Source organism: Halobacteriovorax sp. HFRX-2_2, assembly GCF_043196705.1.
GTDB lineage: Bacteria > Bdellovibrionota > Bacteriovoracia > Bacteriovoracales > Bacteriovoracaceae > Halobacteriovorax_A.
The window spans coordinates 1-19788 of record NZ_JBEBMT010000006.1 but is presented as its reverse complement, the minus strand read 5'-3'; the positions used below and the strand labels follow the sequence as shown (position 1 = coordinate 19788).

The 19788-nt window shown below is 37.3% G+C and carries 34 protein-coding genes; all 34 read right to left on the bottom strand.

The genetic code is table 11. The features are described from left to right. Position 1 precedes the first annotated feature (1 nt). Entirely contained in the window at positions 2 to 1429 is a 1428-nt protein-coding gene (locus ABMA79_RS15645; RefSeq protein WP_393093802.1) for an acetyl/propionyl/methylcrotonyl-CoA carboxylase subunit alpha, read from the bottom strand. 20 nt (positions 1430 to 1449) lie between these two features. Next, a complete protein-coding gene (locus tag ABMA79_RS15640; protein ID WP_392857967.1) occupies positions 1450 to 3024 on the bottom strand; it encodes an acyl-CoA carboxylase subunit beta in 1575 nt (524 codons plus the stop codon). A 197-nt stretch (positions 3025 to 3221) separates the two neighbouring features. Next, on the bottom strand, positions 3222 to 4793 hold the full coding sequence (locus tag ABMA79_RS15635; RefSeq protein ID WP_393093800.1) for a sigma-54 interaction domain-containing protein: 1572 nt from the start codon (positions 4791 to 4793) through the stop codon (positions 3222 to 3224). 138 nt (positions 4794 to 4931) lie between these two features. After that, positions 4932 to 5489 (bottom strand): TlpA family protein disulfide reductase, encoded by a 558-nt coding sequence (locus tag ABMA79_RS15630; RefSeq protein ID WP_392857969.1) that lies wholly within the window; start codon positions 5487 to 5489, stop codon positions 4932 to 4934. Between the two features lie 82 nt (positions 5490 to 5571). Beyond that, entirely contained in the window at positions 5572 to 5928 is a 357-nt protein-coding gene (gene rplQ, locus ABMA79_RS15625; RefSeq protein ID WP_021266273.1) for a 50S ribosomal protein L17, read from the bottom strand. A gap of 26 nt (positions 5929 to 5954) precedes the next feature. Continuing rightward, positions 5955 to 6965, bottom strand: coding sequence for a DNA-directed RNA polymerase subunit alpha (locus tag ABMA79_RS15620; protein WP_392857971.1), 1011 nt, complete (start codon positions 6963 to 6965; stop codon positions 5955 to 5957). Between the two features lie 29 nt (positions 6966 to 6994). Continuing rightward, entirely contained in the window at positions 6995 to 7381 is a 387-nt protein-coding gene (gene rpsK, locus ABMA79_RS15615; RefSeq protein WP_021266246.1) for a 30S ribosomal protein S11, read from the bottom strand. Between the two features lie 16 nt (positions 7382 to 7397). Beyond that, positions 7398 to 7781, bottom strand: a complete 384-nt coding sequence (rpsM, locus tag ABMA79_RS15610; RefSeq protein WP_021265934.1) for a 30S ribosomal protein S13 — start codon at positions 7779 to 7781, stop codon at positions 7398 to 7400. 21 nt (positions 7782 to 7802) lie between these two features. Further along, entirely contained in the window at positions 7803 to 7916 is a 114-nt protein-coding gene (gene rpmJ, locus ABMA79_RS15605) for a 50S ribosomal protein L36 (protein ID WP_021266475.1), read from the bottom strand. 21 nt (positions 7917 to 7937) lie between these two features. Further along, a complete protein-coding gene (gene infA / locus ABMA79_RS15600; protein WP_021266177.1) occupies positions 7938 to 8162 on the bottom strand; it encodes a translation initiation factor IF-1 in 225 nt (74 codons plus the stop codon). 73 nt (positions 8163 to 8235) lie between these two features. After that, on the bottom strand, positions 8236 to 8871 hold the full coding sequence (locus tag ABMA79_RS15595; protein WP_393093798.1) for an adenylate kinase: 636 nt from the start codon (positions 8869 to 8871) through the stop codon (positions 8236 to 8238). A gap of 3 nt (positions 8872 to 8874) precedes the next feature. Then, the gene (gene secY, locus ABMA79_RS15590; protein WP_392857978.1) at positions 8875 to 10188 is read right to left on the bottom strand and encodes a preprotein translocase subunit SecY; all 1314 of its coding nucleotides are present in this window, start codon (positions 10186 to 10188) and stop codon (positions 8875 to 8877) included. 16 nt (positions 10189 to 10204) lie between these two features. Then, the gene (rplO, locus tag ABMA79_RS15585) at positions 10205 to 10660 is read right to left on the bottom strand and encodes a 50S ribosomal protein L15 (protein WP_392857980.1); all 456 of its coding nucleotides are present in this window, start codon (positions 10658 to 10660) and stop codon (positions 10205 to 10207) included. 27 nt (positions 10661 to 10687) lie between these two features. Beyond that, positions 10688 to 10870, bottom strand: a complete 183-nt coding sequence (gene rpmD / locus ABMA79_RS15580) for a 50S ribosomal protein L30 (RefSeq protein WP_021266070.1) — start codon at positions 10868 to 10870, stop codon at positions 10688 to 10690. An 11-nt stretch (positions 10871 to 10881) separates the two neighbouring features. Next, positions 10882 to 11370 (bottom strand): 30S ribosomal protein S5, encoded by a 489-nt coding sequence (rpsE, locus tag ABMA79_RS15575; RefSeq protein WP_040313879.1) that lies wholly within the window; start codon positions 11368 to 11370, stop codon positions 10882 to 10884. Positions 11371 to 11481: 111 nt separating this feature from the next. After that, positions 11482 to 11859: a 50S ribosomal protein L18 gene (gene rplR / locus ABMA79_RS15570; protein ID WP_392857982.1), complete on the bottom strand. Its 378-nt coding sequence runs from the start codon at positions 11857 to 11859 to the stop codon at positions 11482 to 11484. A 54-nt stretch (positions 11860 to 11913) separates the two neighbouring features. Next, positions 11914 to 12450, bottom strand: a complete 537-nt coding sequence (gene rplF, locus ABMA79_RS15565) for a 50S ribosomal protein L6 (RefSeq protein ID WP_392857984.1) — start codon at positions 12448 to 12450, stop codon at positions 11914 to 11916. A gap of 13 nt (positions 12451 to 12463) precedes the next feature. Then, positions 12464 to 12844, bottom strand: coding sequence for a 30S ribosomal protein S8 (rpsH, locus tag ABMA79_RS15560; RefSeq protein WP_040313878.1), 381 nt, complete (start codon positions 12842 to 12844; stop codon positions 12464 to 12466). 22 nt (positions 12845 to 12866) lie between these two features. Beyond that, on the bottom strand, positions 12867 to 13172 hold the full coding sequence (gene rpsN / locus ABMA79_RS15555) for a 30S ribosomal protein S14 (RefSeq protein WP_021266310.1): 306 nt from the start codon (positions 13170 to 13172) through the stop codon (positions 12867 to 12869). Positions 13173 to 13186: 14 nt separating this feature from the next. Continuing rightward, positions 13187 to 13726, bottom strand: coding sequence for a 50S ribosomal protein L5 (rplE, locus tag ABMA79_RS15550; protein ID WP_392857986.1), 540 nt, complete (start codon positions 13724 to 13726; stop codon positions 13187 to 13189). A 14-nt stretch (positions 13727 to 13740) separates the two neighbouring features. Continuing rightward, positions 13741 to 14052, bottom strand: a complete 312-nt coding sequence (gene rplX, locus ABMA79_RS15545) for a 50S ribosomal protein L24 (protein ID WP_021265798.1) — start codon at positions 14050 to 14052, stop codon at positions 13741 to 13743. Positions 14053 to 14074: 22 nt separating this feature from the next. Then, complete coding sequence (gene rplN, locus ABMA79_RS15540) at positions 14075 to 14443, bottom strand: 50S ribosomal protein L14 (RefSeq protein WP_021265914.1); 369 nt, start codon at positions 14441 to 14443, stop codon at positions 14075 to 14077. A gap of 30 nt (positions 14444 to 14473) precedes the next feature. Beyond that, positions 14474 to 14722, bottom strand: coding sequence for a 30S ribosomal protein S17 (gene rpsQ / locus ABMA79_RS15535; RefSeq protein WP_021266428.1), 249 nt, complete (start codon positions 14720 to 14722; stop codon positions 14474 to 14476). 2 nt (positions 14723 to 14724) lie between these two features. Then, the gene (rpmC, locus tag ABMA79_RS15530; protein ID WP_021266478.1) at positions 14725 to 14922 is read right to left on the bottom strand and encodes a 50S ribosomal protein L29; all 198 of its coding nucleotides are present in this window, start codon (positions 14920 to 14922) and stop codon (positions 14725 to 14727) included. A gap of 17 nt (positions 14923 to 14939) precedes the next feature. After that, entirely contained in the window at positions 14940 to 15359 is a 420-nt protein-coding gene (rplP, locus tag ABMA79_RS15525; RefSeq protein WP_021266311.1) for a 50S ribosomal protein L16, read from the bottom strand. A gap of 39 nt (positions 15360 to 15398) precedes the next feature. Continuing rightward, the gene (gene rpsC / locus ABMA79_RS15520) at positions 15399 to 16028 is read right to left on the bottom strand and encodes a 30S ribosomal protein S3 (protein ID WP_021265986.1); all 630 of its coding nucleotides are present in this window, start codon (positions 16026 to 16028) and stop codon (positions 15399 to 15401) included. Between the two features lie 8 nt (positions 16029 to 16036). Further along, entirely contained in the window at positions 16037 to 16372 is a 336-nt protein-coding gene (gene rplV / locus ABMA79_RS15515) for a 50S ribosomal protein L22 (protein WP_021266204.1), read from the bottom strand. A 31-nt stretch (positions 16373 to 16403) separates the two neighbouring features. Further along, complete coding sequence (gene rpsS / locus ABMA79_RS15510) at positions 16404 to 16688, bottom strand: 30S ribosomal protein S19 (RefSeq protein WP_021266332.1); 285 nt, start codon at positions 16686 to 16688, stop codon at positions 16404 to 16406. Positions 16689 to 16700: 12 nt separating this feature from the next. Further along, entirely contained in the window at positions 16701 to 17525 is an 825-nt protein-coding gene (gene rplB, locus ABMA79_RS15505; RefSeq protein WP_392857994.1) for a 50S ribosomal protein L2, read from the bottom strand. A gap of 19 nt (positions 17526 to 17544) precedes the next feature. Continuing rightward, positions 17545 to 17835 carry a 50S ribosomal protein L23 gene (gene rplW, locus ABMA79_RS15500; protein ID WP_392857995.1) on the bottom strand — a complete coding sequence of 97 codons (291 nt, stop codon included), beginning with the start codon at positions 17833 to 17835 and terminating at the stop codon, positions 17545 to 17547. 3 nt (positions 17836 to 17838) lie between these two features. Then, complete coding sequence (gene rplD, locus ABMA79_RS15495) at positions 17839 to 18456, bottom strand: 50S ribosomal protein L4 (protein ID WP_392857997.1); 618 nt, start codon at positions 18454 to 18456, stop codon at positions 17839 to 17841. Positions 18457 to 18478: 22 nt separating this feature from the next. Further along, the gene (gene rplC, locus ABMA79_RS15490; protein ID WP_392858000.1) at positions 18479 to 19153 is read right to left on the bottom strand and encodes a 50S ribosomal protein L3; all 675 of its coding nucleotides are present in this window, start codon (positions 19151 to 19153) and stop codon (positions 18479 to 18481) included. Positions 19154 to 19225: 72 nt separating this feature from the next. Further along, a complete protein-coding gene (gene rpsJ / locus ABMA79_RS15485; protein ID WP_021265868.1) occupies positions 19226 to 19534 on the bottom strand; it encodes a 30S ribosomal protein S10 in 309 nt (102 codons plus the stop codon). A 168-nt stretch (positions 19535 to 19702) separates the two neighbouring features. Further along, on the bottom strand, positions 19703 to 19788 hold an 86-nt coding region (locus tag ABMA79_RS15480; RefSeq protein WP_392858019.1), incomplete at its 5' end, for a hypothetical protein.

Below are 19788 nucleotides of genomic sequence, written 5' to 3'. Positions count from 1 at the left end.
CTTAGATACCCATCCTACGTGCTTCAGAACCAGCAATGATCGTATAAAGCTTAATATGATCTAGGTCTGTCTTCACGTTGTTCTGAGGTGCTACTTCACCAATGTAAGCTGTTGAGTAGTGACCTTCAACAAAGTTCTTCTCTGTCATAATTTCTTTTAGAAGAGGAAGATTTGTTTTTAGTCCTTCAATGAATAGTCCATCAAGAGCTGCATTCATTTTTCTAACTGCAACGTCACGAACGATTCCCTTACAAACTAACTTACCAACCATAGGGTCAAAGTCAGGAGTTACTTCAAGTCCTTTGTATAGACAGTGATCAAAACGAGTTCCTTGTGGGAAGTTTGTTTCAAAACCTGTTACAAGACCTGGAGCTGGAAGCATTGTAATTGGATCTTCGGCACAAATACGACACTCAATCGCATGTCCTGATCTTCTAATGAATTCTTGAGAAGGAATTCCTAGCTCATCACCAAATGCAGCTTGAATCATACAAACGATTAGATCCATACCAGTAATTTCTTCTGTGATTGGGTGCTCAACCTGAATACGAGTATTCATCTCAAGGAAGTAAAATTGCTTATCTTCACCCATGATGAATTCAACAGTTCCTGCTGAGTCATAGTCTACAGCTTTCGCAAGCTTAACTGCCGTCTCACAAACGTTTTGACGAAGCTCTTCATCTGTTCCAATAAATGGAGATGGTGCTTCTTCAATAATTTTCTGGTGTCTTCTTTGTACAGAACATTCTCTTTCAAAGAAGTGAAAAGTATTACCTTTCTTATCTGCAAGAATTTGAACTTCAATGTGACGTGGATTAACAATTAGTTTCTCAACTAAAAGGTCCCCGTTATTAAAAGCTGCCATCGACTCACGTCCAACAGCTTCAAATTGAGCACGAACTTCTGCTTCGTCCTTACATGCACGCATACCACGTCCACCACCACCGGCAACAGCTTTTAGAAGAACTGGATAACCAATTCTACCTGCAATTTCAACTGCTTCATCAACAGTTGGAACAGCGTGATCTGTACCTGGAACAGTAGGAACACCAGCATCGTTTGCTAGTTTCTTAGATGTTGCCTTATCACCCATAACTCTAATGGCCTCAACGTGTGGACCAATAAAAGTAATCCCTGCATCAGATAGAGCATTTGCGAAATCTCTATTCTCAGAAAGGAAACCGTAACCTGGGTGTACACCGTCGGCCTTAACTTCCTTAGCAAGAGCAACAAGCTTTTCAACATTTAGATATGTCTCAGCGTTTGTATTTCCCGGAAGGTATACCCACTCATCACAAAATTGTAAGTGAGTTCCTTGTGGTTCATTATCTGTGTAAATACCAATTGCAGTATGCCCAAGCTCACGACAAGCTTTTGCAACACGTGAAGCAATCTCACCACGGTTAGCAATTAGTACTCTTCTTTCCATGTTCTTTGGCTGTCTGATCATCATAATTGAATATTCCCGTGTTTACGTTTTGGACGGTCAACGTTCTTATCTTTTAGAACTACTAGGTATTCATATAGACGCTTTCTAGTTTCTTCTGGAAGAATAACAGCATCAATATATCCTCTTTCAGCTGCAACATATGGATTAGCGAAGTTATTCTCATAGTTTGCAACTAGCTCAGCTTTCTTCTTATCAAAAGCTTCACCTTCAAGGCCTTGAAGTTCTTTTCTAAATACAATATTTACTGCACCTTCTGCACCCATAACTGCAATTTCACCAGTTGGGTAAGCAAGGTTTACGTCTGAACGAATATGCTTAGATGCCATAACGTCATAAGCTCCACCGTAAGACTTTCTTGTAATAAGAGTAATTAATGGAACAGTCGCTTCTGCGTATGCGTATAGAAGTTTTGATCCGTGCTTAATGATCCCACCGTACTCTTGAACTGTACCTGGTAAGAAACCTGGAACGTCTACAAGTGAAACAATAGGAATATCGAAAGCATCACAGAATCTAATAAAACGAGCTGCTTTACAAGATGAATCGATATCAAGTACACCAGCAAGAACTTCTGGTTGGTTTGCTACGATACCAATTTTAATTCCACCAATTGATGCGAAACCAACGATGATATTTCTTGCATAATCTTTATGAACTTCTAAGAAGTGACCATCATCAACGATATCAAGAATTACTTCTTTCATATCATATGGCTTCTTAGGATTACCTGGAACAACTTCTTTTAATTTAGAGTTATCTCTATATACCGGATCTGAAGTATATTTAGGCGCTTGTTTCTTGAAGTTAGAAGCTGGGATATAGCTCATTAACTCTCTTACTCTCTCAAATGTTTCGTCTTCGTCTTTACACTTAAACTGACATACACCTGATTTTTCTGAGTGAGCTGTTGCACCACCAAGATCTTCTTTTGTTACTTCTTCGTGAGTTACAGTCTTGATAACATCTGGACCAGTAACAAACATGTAAGAAGACTTATCAACCATGAAGATAAAGTCAGTTACAGCTGGAGAATAAACAGCTCCACCTGCTGAAGGTCCCATGATTAATGAAATCTGAGGAATAACACCAGAGGCCTTAACGTTTCTGTAGAAAATTTCTGCATATCCACCAAGTGCATCAACACCTTCTTGGATACGTGCTCCACCTGAATCCTGAATACCAATTACTGGAATTCTGTTATCAAGAGCAAAGTCCATAATCTTACAGATCTTTCTTGCATGAGCTTCACCAAGTGCTCCACCCCAACAAGTAAAGTCTTGAGAATAAACTGCAATCTTTTGTCCGTTAATCTCTGCGATACCTGTAACAACACCATCTCCGTAAAACTTCTTATTTTCCATTCCGAAGTTTACACAACGATGTGTAACAAATTTATCAAACTCAATGAAAGTACCTGGATCAACAAGTCTTTCAATTCTTTCTCTTGCAGTATACTTACCTTGCTCATGTTGCTTAGCGATTCTTGCTTCACCACCACCAAGCTCGGCCTGCATTCTTCTGTCTACTAAAAGAGCTCTTTTTTGCTCTAATATATTTTCACTGGTTGTTGACATACATCCCCTCCACCAATTTCTCTTTCGAGATTCTATGTAATTAATTATCCGAGCATATTACACCCTTAAAAGGTAATTTGCCCAATCACATTGCGTTATTTTCGAGGGGTTAAGTATCTGAAATTATGGAAATATAAATAAAAAGGCCCTCGCAGAGGGCCTAAAAGTGTCTATCTTTTTATTTTAAAGCAATTATTCTATTCGTTACCTGCTTTCGCGCGCTTATCTAGTCCGTACTTATCTACTTTCATAATAAGACTGGCCCTAGACATCCCTAGCTCTTTGGCAAGCTTTGACTTGTTGAAGTTACATCTCTTAAGACCTTCACGAATCATAATGATCTCTAGCTCCATTAGTGCATCCTTAAGCTTACCTGATGTATTAACTCCTCTAGTTGACTCAACAGGAGCTGCACCATGATCAAGAATCTGTGGACTTAAGTTATCTGGCGTAATTGATTTATCATCACCAGCAAGTACAACAAGCCTCTCAACTTCGTTTTCTAGCTGACGTACGTTACCAGGCCATGGGTAATCTAACATTTTCTCCATACACTTCTTAGAGTATGACTTCATTGGCATCCCCGACTCATCACATTTCTTCTTCAGAAAGTGCTCCATTAGTACAGGTATATCTTCTTTTCTATCTCTTAGTGGAGGAAGGTTTACGTTTAGAACGTTAATTCTATAATAAAGGTCTTCTCTAAACTCACCTTTTGCCATCATTGTTTTCAGGTCTTTATTTGTTGCCGCGATAATACGAACATCTGTTCTTCTAGGTGAATCTGCACCTACTGGAAGATAAGTACCTTCTTGAAGAACACGAAGTAGTTTTACCTGCATTGAAAGTGAAGTATCACCAATTTCATCAAGAAATAGTGTTCCACCATTTGCAAGTTCAAATAAACCAGATTTCTCTTTATGTGCTCCTGTAAATGATCCTTTAACGTGACCAAATAATTCAGAGTCTAATAAGTTTTCGTTGAATGCTGAACAGTTTACAGCTAGGAACTGAGCATCTTTACGTGGAGAAGCAAAGTGTACGGCCTTAGCAACAAGTTCCTTACCAGTCCCGTTTTCACCTTGAATAAGAACTGATGATTCACTCGTAGAAATACGCTCTAGTAGTGAATAAATCTTTTGCATTTGCTTAGATTTACCAATCATATTGTGATAGCGAAACTTTTCACCCAGCTCAGAATTAAGCATATGAATTCTTTCTTCACGCTTAGAGATTTCATGGTGAAATGTTGAGATTTCACCGGCCACTAGCTCTACTAATTCTTTTAAATATTCAATTTCTCTCGGGAATAATCTTCTTGTTTCATTAACACATTCTTGTGCTGCTTCTGGAGATGCACCATGCTCAATTAGTGCCGTCACAAGTTCTTTTTCTTCTGCTTCAGTAAAAGTACTTTTTAAGAAAGGAAAAGCAAATACAGTTCCGTGATACTCACCTTCAATTTCAATCTTAGTACCCATCATCTTAACACCTGGGAAGTAAGAATCGAAGATCATAACAACTTCACCAGACTGGCTAAGCTCATCACTAAATCTTTCAACATCGGCCGTTACAAAATCATAACCATGAGGAAGTGACATTTGTGTCTCAAAGAAAAGGTTCTTAAAATTATAGTCCTTATCTGTGTGTGAACTTCTAATCTTAAAATGGTTATCTGCATAGAAAACCTCTACACCAAACCACTTATGAATTACTTCTTCGAGCTTAGAAATAACATGAAGTCCTTTTAGTTCATTCCAGTTGATCATTTTTATTCTCCGATGTTTAATTCTTTGGCACAAAAAACGATAGGCCAAAGCAAAGTCTGTAAAACTTTTCGGCAGAATTTAATAAAACTTAACTATGAATGATAAAAAAATAGACGAATTTAAAGAAATATTATTAATTTACTTCACGCCTAAGTAGCTAAGAACACGTACAAAATATGAATCCATTTTCCAATCCTGAGGACCTTTAAACATAATTCTGTGCTCTAGTTTAGAATTGAAGACAAAAGTCTCCGGAACCTTTACAACACCTAATTTACTCATAGAGATACCAGCTTGATCATGAATCACAAGAGAATTAGATGGTAAGTTATTGAATCTTTTTAGAAACTTCTTAATCTTCATGTCATCATCTTTAACGGCCATGAAAACAACTTTTACATTTTTCTCTTCCAATTTGCGTGCAAATTCAACAAATTCAGGAAATTCGGCTTCACAAGGAGCACACCAAGTTCCCCAAAAATGCACAACTAAACCATTAGAGTTTCTAGCCAAATCCTGAAGTTCAACTTCAGCATTATCAGCAAAATTATCAAGCTTAACACTTGGAAGTGACTTAAGAATATAATCACGACTTTCGTCCACGTAAGAATCTATTTTACCTTTATGATAAATAGAATAACCAAGTGTAATAGCAACAATAATGAAAATAATAGAAACTTTAGATGATGTGCTCATAGATATATTGGAAAAGTTTTAAATAAAAAAACCCATCATACGCAAATATGATGGGTTTATTCTATCTCATTCGAATTAAAAATTAATCAACAAATGCGATGTATGCCATTTTAGAGTTATCACCAACTCTATTCTCAGAAAGTCTCATGATTCTAGTGTAACCACCGTTTCTTTCTTTGAATTTTGGCCCAAGCTCAGTAAAAAGCTTGTTTACAGCATTCTTATCATTAAGTTTTTTGAATGCAAGTCTTCTGTTAGCAACTGTATCATTTTTAGAAAGAGTTACTAATTTTTCAACTACTGGTTTGATTGCTTTAGCTCTTGTAAGAGTAGTTTTAATCATACCGTGATCGATAACTTCAGAAGCAAGGTTTTTAACCATTGCAACTCTGTGTGAAGGACTTACACCTAGTTTATACTTATGTTTTTGATGTCTCATATCTCTACCTCAACTTATAACAACTTTTATTCTTCTTTTAGATCTTGCATGATGCTATCAACTTTCATACCTAGACCAAGTCCCATTTGAGAAAGTACTTCTTTAATCTCATTTAGTGACTTACGTCCAAAGTTTTTAGTTCTTAGCATCTCACCTTCAGTCTTAGAAACTAGCTCATAGATATACTTAATATCTGCGTTCTGCAAGCAGTTTGCAGATCTTACAGACAGCTCAAGCTCAGAAACTGGCTTTAATAGAGCTGCATTAGCAGTATTTTGTTGTTTCTTAGGCTTAGTTTCCATTCTTGTGATTTCTTCTTCATCTTCGAAGCTAAGGAATACAGCAAGTTGGTCTCTTAGGATCTTCGCTGAGTAAGCTACTGCATCCGAAGGCTCAACACCTGCGTTAGTCCAAACTTCAAGAGTAAGCTTATCAAAATCTGTTCTCTTACCAACACGTGAGTTTGTAACTGTATAGTTAACACGTGCAACAGGTGAGAAAAGAGAATCAAGACAAATCCAACCGATTGGAAGATCAAAAGACTCTTTATTATCAAGAGCTGTTACGTATCCTTTTCCTCTAGCAACAAGCAGTTCCATTTTAATAGATCCACCAGTTGATAGGTTACAGATAGCGTGCTCTGGATTTAAAACTTCAACATTTGCAGACTCAGAAATGTCACCAGCAGTAACAACACCCTCTACAGATTTCTCAAGAGTAAGAGTTACCTGCTCTTTATCTTTAATCTTAAAGTGAACTTCTTTAAGGTTAAGAATAATCTCAGAAACTTCTTCTTTTACGTTGTTGATTGTACCAAACTCATGCTCAACTCCATCAATTCTGATTGCAACGATAGCTGCACCCTGAAGTGAAGATAGAAGTACACGACGTAAAGAGTTTCCAAGAGTTTGTCCATAACCTCTTTCTAGTGGCTTAGCAACGAACTTACCATAAGTATTAGTTAGCTTATCGTTATCCATTTCCAAAGCTACTGGTCTTATCATTCCTGTCCAATTTTTTGCTGTAAATGTGTCCACAGACAACTCCTTAATATAAATCTATATAATTATACTCTTCTTCTTTTCGGTGCACGACATCCATTGTGTGGAATTGGTGACCTATCAGCAACAGAAGTGATTTTAAGGCCTGCAGCGATGAATGCTCTAACAGCATTTTCTCTACCTGCACCCGGACCTTTAACTCTTACTTCAACAGTAGATAGTCCGTGCTCCATAGCCTTTTTAGCTGCTTCCATAGAAGCCATCTGTGCCGCGAATGGAGTCGATTTCTTAGACCCTCTGAATCCTAATTGACCAGCAGATGCCCATGAAATAGCGTTACCGTTCATGTCAGTGAACGTAACGATTGTATTATTGAAAGAGCATTGAATATGAGCAATACCTCTCGAAATATTCTTTTTTACTTTTTTCTTTGAAGCTGTTTTCTTAACCATCATTAACTCCTAACAATTACTTCATTGACTTAATAGACTTCTTACCTGCGATTGCAACAGCTGGCCCCTTACGAGTACGAGCATTTGTAGAAGTTCTTTGACCTCTTACAGGAAGACCTTTTCTATGTCTGATCCCTCTGTAACAACCTAAGTCTTTTAGTCGTTTAATGTTAAGACCAACTTCTCTACGTAAGTCACCTTCTACAGTGTACTCACTTTCTAGAAGAAGTCTGATTTCATTTGCTTCTTCTTCAGTTAGTTCGTTTGAATTTTTGTTTAAATCGATGTTTGTTTTTTCTAATACTTCCTTAGCAACTTTCGGTCCTACACCGTAAATTGATTGAAGGGCAATTTTCATTACCTTATTTCTAGGAATATCAACACCAAGAATTCTCGCCATAGCTACACTCCTTTCCTATGATTAACCTTGTCTTTGTTTGTGCTTAGGTTGCTTACATACAACTCTAAGTACGCCTCTTCTTTTAATAACTTTACAATCTTTGCACATCGGCTTTACAGATGCTCTAACTTTCATAACAACCTCGTAAATTCTACACTAGCGTTTTTTACTTCTATATGTAATTCGGCCCTTCGTTAAGTCATACTTGCTAATCTCAACAAGTACCTTATCTCCAGGTAAAATTTTAATAAAGTGCATTCTCATTTTTCCACTAATGTGGGCAATAACAGAATGTCCATTAGGTAATTTAACCTTAAATTTTGTGTTTGGAAGAAGCTCAGTAACTTCCCCTTCAACTTCAATCGTTTCCTGATTACTCATATATTAAAACCTAAAGTAATTGCTTATATATGACTCAGGGCCATATTGCAAGACGAATTACTTATATAATAAATTATTTAACTACTTTTTTTATTTCTTCAAAAATCTCATCAAGCCCATTAGTAGCATCAACTCTAACTAAGCGCCCCTGAGACTCATAGTACTCAAGAACTGGCTCGATATTATCTGTAAAAACCTTCATTCTTGTTCTTACAGTATCCTCATTATCATCCTTACGATGCACAAGGTCTTCACCTGAAACGTCGCACTTACCTTCAACCTTAGGTGGCTTTGTCTTTAAATTGTAGATCTCACCGCTTCCAGGAGCCACACGTCTATTAACAATTCGCTCAACCAAAGTATCAAGTGCAATATCAAAGTAAATTGCTTTAGAGTCAACTCCACCAAGTAGAGCGCTATCTAAATCCTTTGCTTGAACTAGGTTTCTAGGATAACCATCAAAAATATATGTCGACTTCTCAACAGCGCAATTCGCCTTGAGAAGATCCAATACTAACTCGTCACTTACTAGTTCACCAGAGTCCATAACAGCTTTAATCTTACGACCAAGCTCAGAACCTTTAGCTACTTCTGCTCTAAGTAAGTCCCCAGTAGAAACATGCTTGTACCCAAGCTCAGAAACAATATTCTTAGCTTGAGTACCTTTTCCTGATCCAGGAGCTCCAATTAAAATAAGTTGTGGTGCCATGGATTAGAACCTTCTATTGTTTCCGTTATATTTACCTTTCGACTTGTAAGACATTTCATACTTGTCAGCAAACATAAACGATTGAACATTCATCATCACTCTAACTGATACAGAAACTAGGATAAGCATTGATGTACCACCAAATCTAGTTTGTGCACCTGTAATTAAAGAAGGAACAATACAAACCACGATTAAGAAAAGAGCACCAAAGAATGATAAACGATTTAATAATGTATCTAAATATTCTTTAGTTTTATCACCTGGTCTAATGCCTGGGATAAAAGCATTATTCTTTTGTAGCATCTCTGAGATCTTCTTCGTTTTGAATTGGATCGGTGCATAGAAGTAAGTCATATACACAATAAGAGTTGCAAAAAGAATATTAAATAAAAGTTGTCCTGGAGCTAAACTTTGTTGAATCGTATCAAAGTAAGGCTTAAAAGCACTATCTGCAGGTACAAATGTAGCAAAAGTTGCAGGAGCTGCTAATAGAGAAGAAGCTAAGATTGGAGGCATAACTCCACCTGTATCAACTCTCATTGGAAGAGTTTGGTTACCACCATAAACTCTATTATTAACAACACGTTTTGCATATTGTACCGGAACAGCTCTAAAGGCTCTTTCGATAAATGCAACTACAAAGAATGCAACAATAATAACGGCCACAAAAGTAAGAAGCTCAAGTCCTCCCATTTCACCGTTTCTAAAAAGTGTAATTTTTTGAATAACTTCTGATGGTAGCTCTACAGCAATACCAGCAAAGATAATCAGAGAAACACCATTCTCTAAACCAAATTCCGTAATACGCTCACCAAGCCAAAGTAAGAACATTGTTCCCGCAGCTAGAGTGATCATAGTTACAATTCTAAAAAGCATACCTGGTTCAGGGATAACTCTAGCACCACCTGGTGAAACAAATGTTTCGAATACAGCGGCCATTGAGTAACCTTGTATGCAACAGAGAATTACTGTTGCATACCTAGTCCACTTTTGAATTTTTTTGTTACCTTCTGAGTCTTCTTGTAGCTCTTGGATTTGAGGGATAACCTCTCCTAAAAGAGAAAAGATGATTGAAGTAGTAATGTACGGCATAATCCCCAGTGCTAAAACTGAGAAACGCTTGAAGGCACCACCACTAAAAGTGTTGATTAGGTCAAAAAGACTTCCTCCACCAGCTTCCGCAAAATAAGAAGAGATTGCCTGCGCATCAACTCCTGGTACAGGAATTTGCGCAACCAATCTATATACTACTAATAATAAAAAAGTAAAAAAGACTTTTTTCTTAAGCTCTTCAAGTTTTCCTTGAGCGTTTGACATCAGACGATCCTTTTATCTATTTTGTTGCTATTTTTCCACCAGCTTTCTCGATTGCTTCTTGAGCACCCTTAGAAAACTTTTCAATATTAACAAAATTTAACGATTTTGAAAGCTCTCCGTTAGCAAGAATTTTCACTGGACGTCTTTTGTCTGCACCCTTAAGGATACCTTTCTCAATTAGTGCTTCTTTTGTAACGTCTCCGCCATCAAATTTAGCTTCTAATGTAGATAGAGAAACCTCAGCATACACAGTTTTAAATGGTGCGTTAGAGAAACCTCTTTTTGGAAGACGCATGTAAAGTGGCATTGCTCCACCTTCGAAACCAGTTCTTACACCGCCACCAGCACGAGCCTTTTGACCCTTGTGCCCTTTACCAGCTTGAGTACCTTGACCTGAACCTTGTCCACGACCAATTCTCTTAATGTTTTTATGTGCACCTTTTGGACTTTTTAAGTTATTTAAAGTTAACATATTTACCTCTTAATCAACTAATACTGCTTATTCTTGAATGTCTAAAAGGTGAATTACCTTTTTGATCATTCCTCTAACAGCAGAAGTGTTTTCTAAAGTTTTTGAAGTTCCAGTTTTTCTTAGACCAAGTCCTCTTACTGTAGCTTTCTGCTTCTCAGTACATTTAATAGTACTTTTCTTTAATGTTACTGTAATTGTTTTCGCTGTCATATCAACCTCAATTAACCTTTAATTCTTAAGCCTTTAGCTTCTTTTCCACGTACTTTAGCTACTTCTTCTACAGATCTTAGTTGTTTAAGAGCGTCAAAAGTTGCCTTAACGATGTTATGTGGGTTGTTACCTCTAAGAGACTTAGTAAGTACGTCTTTAACACCTGCAAGTTCTAGGATTGAACGACATGCACCAGCAGCCTTAACCCCTGTACCTTCCGCAGCAGGCTTAAATAGAATCTTACCAGCATCAAATTCACCAAGTACTGTATGAGGAATAGTTCCTGCATCAACTGGTACTGAAATCATGCTTTTTTGAGCAGCTTGTGTAGCTTTTCTGATTGCTTCAGGTACTTCCTTAGCTTTACCAAGACCGTAACCTACACGACCATTCTTATCACCAACGATCATTAGAGCACTGAAAGAAAATCTTCTACCACCCTTCATAACCTTAGCAACTCTATTTACAGCAACAACTCTTTCTTCTAGTTCAACATCCATAGAGTTAGCTTGACGCTTTTTCGCTGGAGCTCTCTTAGAAGCTTGTCTTTTCTTCGGTTCTGCTTTTACTGTTTTTTCAACGCTTTTATTTTCTTCAGTCATCACTTACTCCTAAATTTGAATTCCATTTTCTCTAGCAGCTTCAACAACAGCCTTGATTACACCGTGGTATCTAAGTCCGTTTCTGTCGAATACAGCAGTTGAAATATTGTTAGACTTTAGGTTTTCAGCAAGTTTTGTACCAACTAGCGTTGCACCAGCAACATTGCTTTTTCCTTCAACAGCATTTTTACCATAAGTTTGAACACTGAAAAGTGTCTTGTTAGCAACATCATCAATTACTTGAACTGTAATGTGCTTGTTTGTACGGTTAACTGATAGACGTGGTCTTTCAGCAGTTCCGTTAACTTTCTTACGGATAGCAAGTTTTCTTCTAATTTTTCTAGCTGCACTTGCTTTACCAGCTTTACCATAAGGCTTTCTAATCATTTTTAACTCCTCACCCTAGGCCCTCACTGCGGGCCATTCTCAGGCTACTATTTATTACTTACCGCCAGATTTACCAGCTTTTCTTACGATTGTCTCTTCAGCGTATTTAACACCTTTGCCTTTGTATGGCTCTGGTGGTCTGAATGAACGGATCTTTGCAGCAGCAAATCCAACTAGTTCTTTGTTCGATCCAGTAAGTTCGATTTCTTTACCAGCAACTTTCGCTGCTACACCTTCTGGAAGAACATAGTCAATCGGGTGAGAGTAACCAAGGTTAAGAGTTAGTGTATTTCCACTAACAGCAGCCTTGTAACCAACACCGTTGAACTCTAGCTTTCTAACAAATCCATCAGTAACACCAGTTACCATGTTGAAAACGATTTGTCTTGCTGTACCCCACATTGCACGAGACTTTTTAGACTCATCAACTGGGTTAACTTTAATTTCATTACCTTCTTGTGCAAAAGTCACTCTATCATTGAAAGTGTACTCTAGCTCACCTTTAGGTCCTTTAACTGATACAGAAGTACCATTTATTGTAACCTGAACTTTCTCAGGAACTACTACCGGGTTTTTTCCTACACGTGACATTACTCGCTCCCTACTACCAAATATTACAGATTACTTCACCACCAACTTTAGTCGCTCTCGCTTCTCTATCAGAAATAATTCCTTTAGAAGTTGATAGGATTGAAGTACCTAGACCACTAATAACTCTAGAGATATCTTTGTAACCACGGTACTGTCTAAGACCTGGTTTAGAAACTCTCTCAAGACCTACGATAGCGTCGTCTTTAAGTAATACTTTGATTCTAATATCTGATTGGCTCTTTGCAATAATTTTGAATGAACGAATATAACCTTCGTCTTTCATAACTTTACAAACACCTGCTTTCATTTTCGAAGCTGGAAATTCCACTCTATCGTGTCCAGCATTAATTGCATTTCTAATTCTTGTTAACATATCTGCAATAGGATCAGTCATCATAATTTCGTCTCCTCAACCATTACCAGCTTGACTTAGTTACACCAGGGATCATTCCTCTAAGTGCTAACTCTCTAAATTGAATTCTTGATAGTCTGAACTTTCTATAGAAAGCACGTGGACGCCCAGTTAATTCACATCTATTTCTAACTCTAATTGCAGCTGAATTTCTTGGTAGTTTCTGTAGCTTGATCATCGCTTCGAATCTTTCTTCGTCAGAAAGATTTTCATTGATAATAGCAGCTTTAAGTTCTTTTCTTAAAGTACCGTATTTTTCAGCAAGCTTAGCTCTTTTCTTGTTACTTTCAATTTTCGCTTTTCTAGCCATTACATTATCCTCAATTACTTGTTAAAAGGCATACCAAAAAGGTTTAGAAGCTCTCTACCTTCTTCGTTGTTTCCAGCAGTAGTTACGATTGAGATTCCTAGACCTCTTACTTTATCAATTTGATCGTAAGAAATTTCTGGGAAAATAATCTGCTCTTTTAAACCTAAAGTGTAGTTACCTTTTCCATCAAAACCTTTAGAAGAAACACCTCTAAAGTCACGAACTCTTGGAAGAGTGATGTTAACAAGTCTATCTAGGAATTCGTACATTCTATCACCACGAAGAGTAACGTTTGCACCTAAAGGCATACCTTCTCTTACTTTGAATCCAGCAACAGATTTTCTAGCTTTAGCTACAACTGGCTTTTGACCAGTAATAGTACCAAGATCGTTAACAATCGACTGAACAACTTTAGAGTTAGTTACTGCGTCTCTTGTACAACAGTTAACTACTATCTTTTCTAGCTTAGGAATTTGGTTAACATTCTTATAACCAAACTTCTCAGTCATTTTATTTTTAATTTCGTCATTATATAGTTTTCTGAATCTGCTCATTTTTGCCTCTATCCTTAACTCAGTACTGATCCACAAGACACAGCGACTCTAACCTTCTTACCATCTTTTTCTTCAATTCTTACTCTTGTAGCCTTTTTAGTTTTTGGGCTAACAACAGCAACATTTGAGATGTTAAGAGGTGCTTCGATGTCTACGATACCACCAGCTGGGTTCTCTTGAGTTGGTTTAATTGCTTTTTTTACTAGATTAACACCACCAACATAAACAACTTTGGTCTTGAAGTTGATTTTCTTAACTTCACCAGTTTTGCCTCTGTCTTTACCTGTTAAAACTACAACATTATCATTAACTTTTAGCTTTTGCATAACTTCCTCACTGAACCTTTGATTAAAGAACTTCTGGCGCTAAAGAACAGATCTTCGTAAAGCTCTTGTTTCTTAACTCTCTCGCAACAGGACCAAAAATACGTGTCCCTACTGGTTCATTGTTATTATTTAGTATTACAACGCTGTTCTTATCAAATCTGATGTATGAACCATCGTCTCTTCTAATAGGGTACTTCGTTCTAACGATAACCGCTTTCTTAACGTCACCCTTTTTAATTTTTCCACCTGGTAGTGCTTGCTGAACTGCTACAACAATAATGTCACCAAGATTTGCGTTCATTCTTTTTGAACCACCAAGAACCTTGATACACTTTACTTCTTTAGCTCCAGAGTTATCAGCAACTTCTAACTTAGTTTGCATTTGGATCATTACTAACTCCTAAAATAGGCTTATTAAGCCCTACTTATTTACCTTTAACAGTTCCCACTTTTTGAGTTTTGAATAAGGTTTACTTTCAATAATTGTTACATTGTCACCTAGATTCGCTTCTAAACTTACGTTATGAGCGTGGTACTTTTTAGTTTTTGTAACGAATTTGCTGTAAACAGGGTGCTTGAAACGTCTAGCAACATTCACAACAACTGTGTTTTCATTCTTTACAGAAACAACTACACCATCTAGCTTTCTCTTAAACGTATTTGTACTCATGGTTACTCACCTTTAGCATTTTTTGCTGTTAATAATTTAGCAATATTCTTTTTTGCAAGTTTTAGCTCATGAGGCTTCTCGATTCCACTTGTCGTTTTAGACATGTTGATATCAAAGATAGCTCTTCTCATTTCAACTACTTTTGCATCAATTTCTTTACCGCTTAAACCGCTTATATCTTTGTACTCTAACTTTTGCATAACTTCCTCTTAACGATTTAAAGTTCCTGCTGTTCTCTAGAAATAATTCTAGTCTTTACAGGTAGTTTATACATTGCAAGCTTAAGTGCTTGTTTACTTAGCTCAGGATCGATGTGCTTGATTTCAAACATTACTCTTCCTGGTTTTACTACTGCAACCCAAGAATCTGGAGAACCTTTACCTTTCCCCATACGAACTTCAGCTGGTTTCTTAGTAAGGACCTTATCTGGGAAGATCTTGATCCAAACGTTACCACCTCTTTTGATCTTTCTTGTCATTGCAATACGGGCAGCTTCAATTTGACGGTTAGTTATATACCCACATGATAGGGCTTGTATAGCAAATTCACCGAACGTGATAGTATTTCCACGGTTCGCCTTACCCTTCATTCTTCCTTTCTGCTGCTTACGCCACTTTACTTTCTTTGGACTTAACATATTTACCTCAATAAAATAAATTCACTAACGAATTTCCGACTACTTATAGATCTCACCTTTGTAAACCCAAACTTTTACACCGATAACACCGTATGTAGTGTGAGCTTCAGCAGTATTGTAATCAATGTCTGCTCTAAGAGTATGTAGTGGAACTTTTCTTTCTGTATAACCTTCAGCTCTTGCCATCTCAGCTCCGCCAAGACGTCCTGCTGTTCTAACACGGATACCTTTTACACCAGCTCTGAATGCTGACTGCATAACTTTCTTCATTGCTCTTCTGAAAGCTACACGTTTTTCAAGCTGACCTGCAATGTTTTCCGCGATTAACTTAGCTTCTGCATCTGGTCTCTTAACTTCTGCGATATTGAAGATTAGTGTACCTTTAGTAAGTTTCTTAAGGTCGTTTCTAATTTTCTCAATTCCTGCACCTTTTTTACCAATAGCAACACCTGGCTTAGCTGTATAAACAGTAACCTTAACCTGGTTTGAAGTTCTTGATAATTCGATATTAGCTACAGAAGCATTTTTCATGTTCTTTTCAATGTAGTTTCTAATCGCTAGATCTTCGTGAAGAGTCTCACCGTATTCTCTATCGTTAGCAAACCAGTTTGAATGCCATGACTTAATATAACCTAATCTAAAACCGTATGGATGTACTTTTTGTCCCATAATTTATCCTATGCTTCTTTTAGTTCTACTGTTATGTGACTAGTTCTTTTTCTAATTCTGAACGCACGACCTTGAGCTCTTGGCTGAATACGCTTTAAAGTTGGACCTTCGTCAGCTTTAATCGTACCGATAACTAGGTTATCTAAGTCATACTTTTCAGAATCAGCTGCGATAGCTAATCCACTATTAATTAATTTTGTTAAAACAAGTGCAATTTCTTTCTTCTCTTGGAAGCGTAAGATTCTAAGCGCCTCAGAAGCTTTCTTCTTTCTGATTAGATCGCAAACCTGTCTTACTTTTCTTGGTGCGATACCAACTCTACTGTTTCTAACTGTAATGGCCATCTGACCTTCTCCTTATTCAACTCTAACTTAACTATCTTTTCTTAGCTTTCTTATCTGCACCGTGACCAAAGTATGTTCTAGTTAGTGCAAATTCACCTAATTTATGTCCAATCATGTTATCTGTAACATAAACCGGTATGAATTTCTTACCGTTGTGTACGGCAAAAGTAAGTCCGATAAACTCAGGAACAATAGTTGATCTTCTAGACCAAGTCTTGATCACTTTGTTACCTTTGTTACCTTCTTCTTGCATTTGTAGAGCTTTTTTCATTAAGCTAATATCAACAAATGGACCTTTTTTTAATGAACGGGCCATATTAATCTCCTACTACTTTCTTCTCTTAACGATGAACTTATCAGTTCTCTTATTAGTTCTTGTCTTGTAACCCTTAGCAGGTGTTCCCCATGGTGACACTGGATGACGTCCACCTGAAGTTCTACCTTCACCACCACCGTGTGGGTGATCAACTGGGTTCATAGCAACACCACGTACAGTTGGTCTAAATCCAAGCTTTCTCTTACGTCCAGCTTTACCAATGTTACGTTTTTCGTGATCAAGATTACCAACTTGACCGATTGTCGCTACACAATCAACTTCAACTTTTCTAAGCTCACCTGATGGCATTCTAAGAAGAGCAAATTTACCTTCTTTCGCCATAATTTGAACGTAAGAACCAGCAGAACGTGCTAGCTGACCACCAGCTCCTGGATACATTTCAACATTGTGTACAAGTGTACCAACTGGAATGTCCTTAAGCTTCTTAGCATTTCCTACTTTAATATCTGCATCTGCAGAAGCGATAATCTTATCACCAACTTTTAGACCAAGTGGAGCTAGGATGTAGCTCTTCTCACCGTCTAAGTATGCGATAAGTGCAATATTACATGTTCTGTTCGGATCGTAAGAGATCGCTTGAACAGTTGCAGGGATATCTGTTTTATTTCTTTTGAAATCGATAATTCTGTATCTTCTCTTAACACCGCCACCTCTGTGTCTAACAGTGATGCGACCAGCGTTGTTTCTACCTGCAAAATTTTTCTTAACAGCTGTAAGGCCTTTAACTGGCTTTACACCTTTTGTTAACTCATCACTATTTACGACTTGCATCTTTCTTAGTGAAGGAGTTGTTGGTTTAAATCTTTTAATACCCATAATTTCCTCAGCTAACTAGTTAAACACCTTTAAAAAATTCAATCTTTTGACCTTCCGCTAATTGAACGAAAGCTTTCTTGAATTTACTAGTCTTTTTAACACCTTTACCAGCTCTTTTAACTTTACCTGGAGTGATGTTTGTCTTTACATTTAAAACTTTCACATCGTATAGAGCTTCAACAGCATTCTTGATTTGATGCTTGTTTGCCTTTAGATCAACTACAAAACCAAAACGGTTTTCGCTATCTGTAGCAACTGAAGTCTTTTCAGTGATAAGTGGTTTCTTTAATACATTTTCTAACGTCGCCATAATCTACACCAACTTATTTAATAGGGTTTCTAATGCACTCTTTTCGATAACTAGGTTTTCAAATTTTACTGCTTCGTATACAGAGAAACCTTCAACGGCCATCCCTTTACCCCACTGTAAGTTCTTCACTGCTCTAAGAGCTGGTGAGTTTTTATCAGCAGTTACTACTAAAGCAGGAAGTAAACCCTTACCATTTAATAGAGCGTACATTTCTTTAGTTTTTCCAGTTGATTCAATTGTATCTACTACTGTCAACTTTCCAGCTTGGAGTTTGTCAGCAAGTACAGATTGAATTGCAACCTTTGCCATTTTCTTATTTACTTTTTGTACGTAGCTTCTTGGGCTTGGACCGTGAACAGTTCCACCGCCTACCATAAGAGACGATCTTGTTGAACCTTGTCTAGCTCTACCTGTACCTTTTTGCTTGAATGGTTTTGCACCACCACCGCTAACATCTGAACGACCTTTAACACAAGCATTACCTTGTCTTCTTCCCGCTAGAGTAGCTTTAACAACTTGGTGAACAGCCGCTACATTAATATCTTCAGCAGTTAAGCTTACTGGAGCAGTAAGTGTTCCTGCATTTTCTAATTTCGAATTTAATACTGTTACATCACTCATAACTTATTACCTCAGCCTACAATTACTTCTTAAGTGCTTTTGCAATTCTTACAAAACCGTTTTTAGAACCAGGTACTGATCCCTTAAGTAGCATGTATCCTTTATCTTGATTAACTTCAACAACCTTGATGTTTTGAATTGTTTTTGTTTCACAACCCATGTGACCAGGCATTCTTTTGTTCTTCCAAACCTTACCAGGAGTCGCTCTGTTACCGATCGAACCACCACGTCTGTGGAATTTCGAACCGTGAGTAGCAGGTCCACCTTTGAAGTTGTGACGCTTCATTTGACCTTGGAACCCTTTACCTTTTGATGTACCAGTTACATCAACGTATGTAGAAGCTTCAAATGACTCTAGAGATAGATCTTTACCTAAGTTAGCAGCATCAACGCTCTCTGTTCTAACTTCTGCAAATTTTACAAAGTTATTTTCAACGTTAGCAGCTTTAAGGTGACCTTGAGTTGGCTTATTAACAAGCTTTTCTCTTTTTTCGTAGTAACCTACTTGGTAAGCTTCGTAACCGTCTTTGTCTAAAGTTTTAACTTGTGTAACTTTGTTAGGGATTAGTTTGATAACTGTTACTGGAACGTGGTTTCCAGCTTCATCAAAGATTCTTGTCATACCAGCTTTCACACCATAGATAGTGTTAAGCGATACAGTAGCAGTAGTCTCAACTGCTTGAGTTTCTTCTGTCATTTTGCCTCCACAGCATCACTCTTCTCCAAGAGATGCATGCATGGTTAATAATAAAAATTTTTTTCGTTTATACTAGTACTTGATCTCTACGTCAACACCAGCTGATAGGTCTAACTTCATTAGGCTATCAACAGTTTGTTGAGTTGGATCAACAATATCAATTAATCTCTTATGTGTTCTCATTTCGAACTGCTCACGAGATTTTTTATCTTTGTGAGGTCCTCTAAGAACTGTAAACTTGTTAATTTCAGTTGGTAATGGGATTGGACCCGCTACTCTTGCGCCTGTCTCTTTAGCTGTTTGTACGATCTCATCAACTGAGCTATCTAGAAGCTTGTGATCATATGCGCGTAATTTAATTCTTAACTTAGAAGCTTTCATACTCATCCTATTATCAATTTTAAAAGTTGAACCTGACTTTTACTGTTTTTTTGGGCCTGTTGTCAAATTATTTTTACGCTAGGCCATATATTTTTTACGCGTCAACTTAAAGTATTGAGCGTAAAAAAGGGGGTGATCAAAAAATCACCCCAAAATTTAAGCAAAAATTTAGTCTAAAATTTCAGATACTGTACCAGCACCGATTGTTCTACCACCCTCACGGATTGCGAACTTAAGACCTTTTTCCATCGCGA

Bases quoted from the DNA above. Each gene is read 5' to 3' on its own strand.
- rpsM (WP_021265934.1), bottom strand. From the start codon at position 7,781: ATGGCGAGAATTCTTGGTGTTGATATTCCTAGAAATAAGGTAATGAAA.
- ABMA79_RS15635 (WP_393093800.1), bottom strand. From the start codon at position 4,793: ATGATCAACTGGAATGAACTAAAAGGACTTCATGTTATTTCTAAGCTC.
- secY (WP_392857978.1), bottom strand. From the start codon at position 10,188: ATGTCAAACGCTCAAGGAAAACTTGAAGAGCTTAAGAAAAAAGTCTTT.
- ABMA79_RS15640 (WP_392857967.1), bottom strand. From the start codon at position 3,024: ATGTCAACAACCAGTGAAAATATATTAGAGCAAAAAAGAGCTCTTTTA.
- rplF (WP_392857984.1), bottom strand. From the start codon at position 12,450: ATGTCACGTGTAGGAAAAAACCCGGTAGTAGTTCCTGAGAAAGTTCAG.
- rpsE (WP_040313879.1), bottom strand. From the start codon at position 11,370: ATGGATGTTGAACTAGAAGAAAGAGTTGTTGCTGTAAATAGAGTTGCT.
- rplB (WP_392857994.1), bottom strand. From the start codon at position 17,525: ATGGGTATTAAAAGATTTAAACCAACAACTCCTTCACTAAGAAAGATG.
- rpsC (WP_021265986.1), bottom strand. From the start codon at position 16,028: ATGGGACAAAAAGTACATCCATACGGTTTTAGATTAGGTTATATTAAG.
- rplO (WP_392857980.1), bottom strand. From the start codon at position 10,660: ATGTTAACTTTAAATAACTTAAAAAGTCCAAAAGGTGCACATAAAAAC.
- rplV (WP_021266204.1), bottom strand. From the start codon at position 16,372: ATGGCCATTACAGTTAGAAACAGTAGAGTTGGTATCGCACCAAGAAAA.
- rplX (WP_021265798.1), bottom strand. From the start codon at position 14,052: ATGCAAAAGCTAAAAGTTAATGATAATGTTGTAGTTTTAACAGGTAAA.
- rpsH (WP_040313878.1), bottom strand. From the start codon at position 12,844: ATGACTGATCCTATTGCAGATATGTTAACAAGAATTAGAAATGCAATT.
- rplW (WP_392857995.1), bottom strand. From the start codon at position 17,835: ATGGCGACGTTAGAAAATGTATTAAAGAAACCACTTATCACTGAAAAG.
- rpsN (WP_021266310.1), bottom strand. From the start codon at position 13,172: ATGGCTAGAAAAGCGAAAATTGAAAGTAACAAGAAAAGAGCTAAGCTT.
- rpsQ (WP_021266428.1), bottom strand. From the start codon at position 14,722: ATGAGTACAAATACGTTTAAGAGAAAGCTAGATGGTGTAGTTGTTTCT.
- rpmC (WP_021266478.1), bottom strand. From the start codon at position 14,922: ATGCAAAAGTTAGAGTACAAAGATATAAGCGGTTTAAGCGGTAAAGAA.
- rplD (WP_392857997.1), bottom strand. From the start codon at position 18,456: ATGAGTGATGTAACAGTATTAAATTCGAAATTAGAAAATGCAGGAACA.
- ABMA79_RS15595 (WP_393093798.1), bottom strand. From the start codon at position 8,871: ATGGCACCACAACTTATTTTAATTGGAGCTCCTGGATCAGGAAAAGGT.
- infA (WP_021266177.1), bottom strand. From the start codon at position 8,162: ATGAGTAATCAGGAAACGATTGAAGTTGAAGGGGAAGTTACTGAGCTT.
- rplC (WP_392858000.1), bottom strand. From the start codon at position 19,153: ATGACAGAAGAAACTCAAGCAGTTGAGACTACTGCTACTGTATCGCTT.
- ABMA79_RS15645 (WP_393093802.1), bottom strand. From the start codon at position 1,429: ATGGAAAGAAGAGTACTAATTGCTAACCGTGGTGAGATTGCTTCACGT.
- ABMA79_RS15630 (WP_392857969.1), bottom strand. From the start codon at position 5,489: ATGAGCACATCATCTAAAGTTTCTATTATTTTCATTATTGTTGCTATT.
- rpmJ (WP_021266475.1), bottom strand. From the start codon at position 7,916: ATGAAAGTTAGAGCATCTGTAAAGCCGATGTGCAAAGATTGTAAAGTT.
- rpsJ (WP_021265868.1), bottom strand. From the start codon at position 19,534: ATGAAAGCTTCTAAGTTAAGAATTAAATTACGCGCATATGATCACAAG.
- rplN (WP_021265914.1), bottom strand. From the start codon at position 14,443: ATGATCCAAATGCAAACTAAGTTAGAAGTTGCTGATAACTCTGGAGCT.
- rplE (WP_392857986.1), bottom strand. From the start codon at position 13,726: ATGAGCAGATTCAGAAAACTATATAATGACGAAATTAAAAATAAAATG.
- rplQ (WP_021266273.1), bottom strand. From the start codon at position 5,928: ATGAGACATCAAAAACATAAGTATAAACTAGGTGTAAGTCCTTCACAC.
- rplR (WP_392857982.1), bottom strand. From the start codon at position 11,859: ATGATTAGAAAGCCTTATGGTAAAGCTGGTAAAGCAAGTGCAGCTAGA.
- rpsS (WP_021266332.1), bottom strand. From the start codon at position 16,688: ATGGCCCGTTCATTAAAAAAAGGTCCATTTGTTGATATTAGCTTAATG.
- rpmD (WP_021266070.1), bottom strand. From the start codon at position 10,870: ATGACAGCGAAAACAATTACAGTAACATTAAAGAAAAGTACTATTAAA.
- rpsK (WP_021266246.1), bottom strand. From the start codon at position 7,381: ATGGTTAAGAAAACAGCTTCAAAGAAAAAAGTAAAAAAGAATATTTCG.
- rplP (WP_021266311.1), bottom strand. From the start codon at position 15,359: ATGTTAAGTCCAAAGAAAGTAAAGTGGCGTAAGCAGCAGAAAGGAAGA.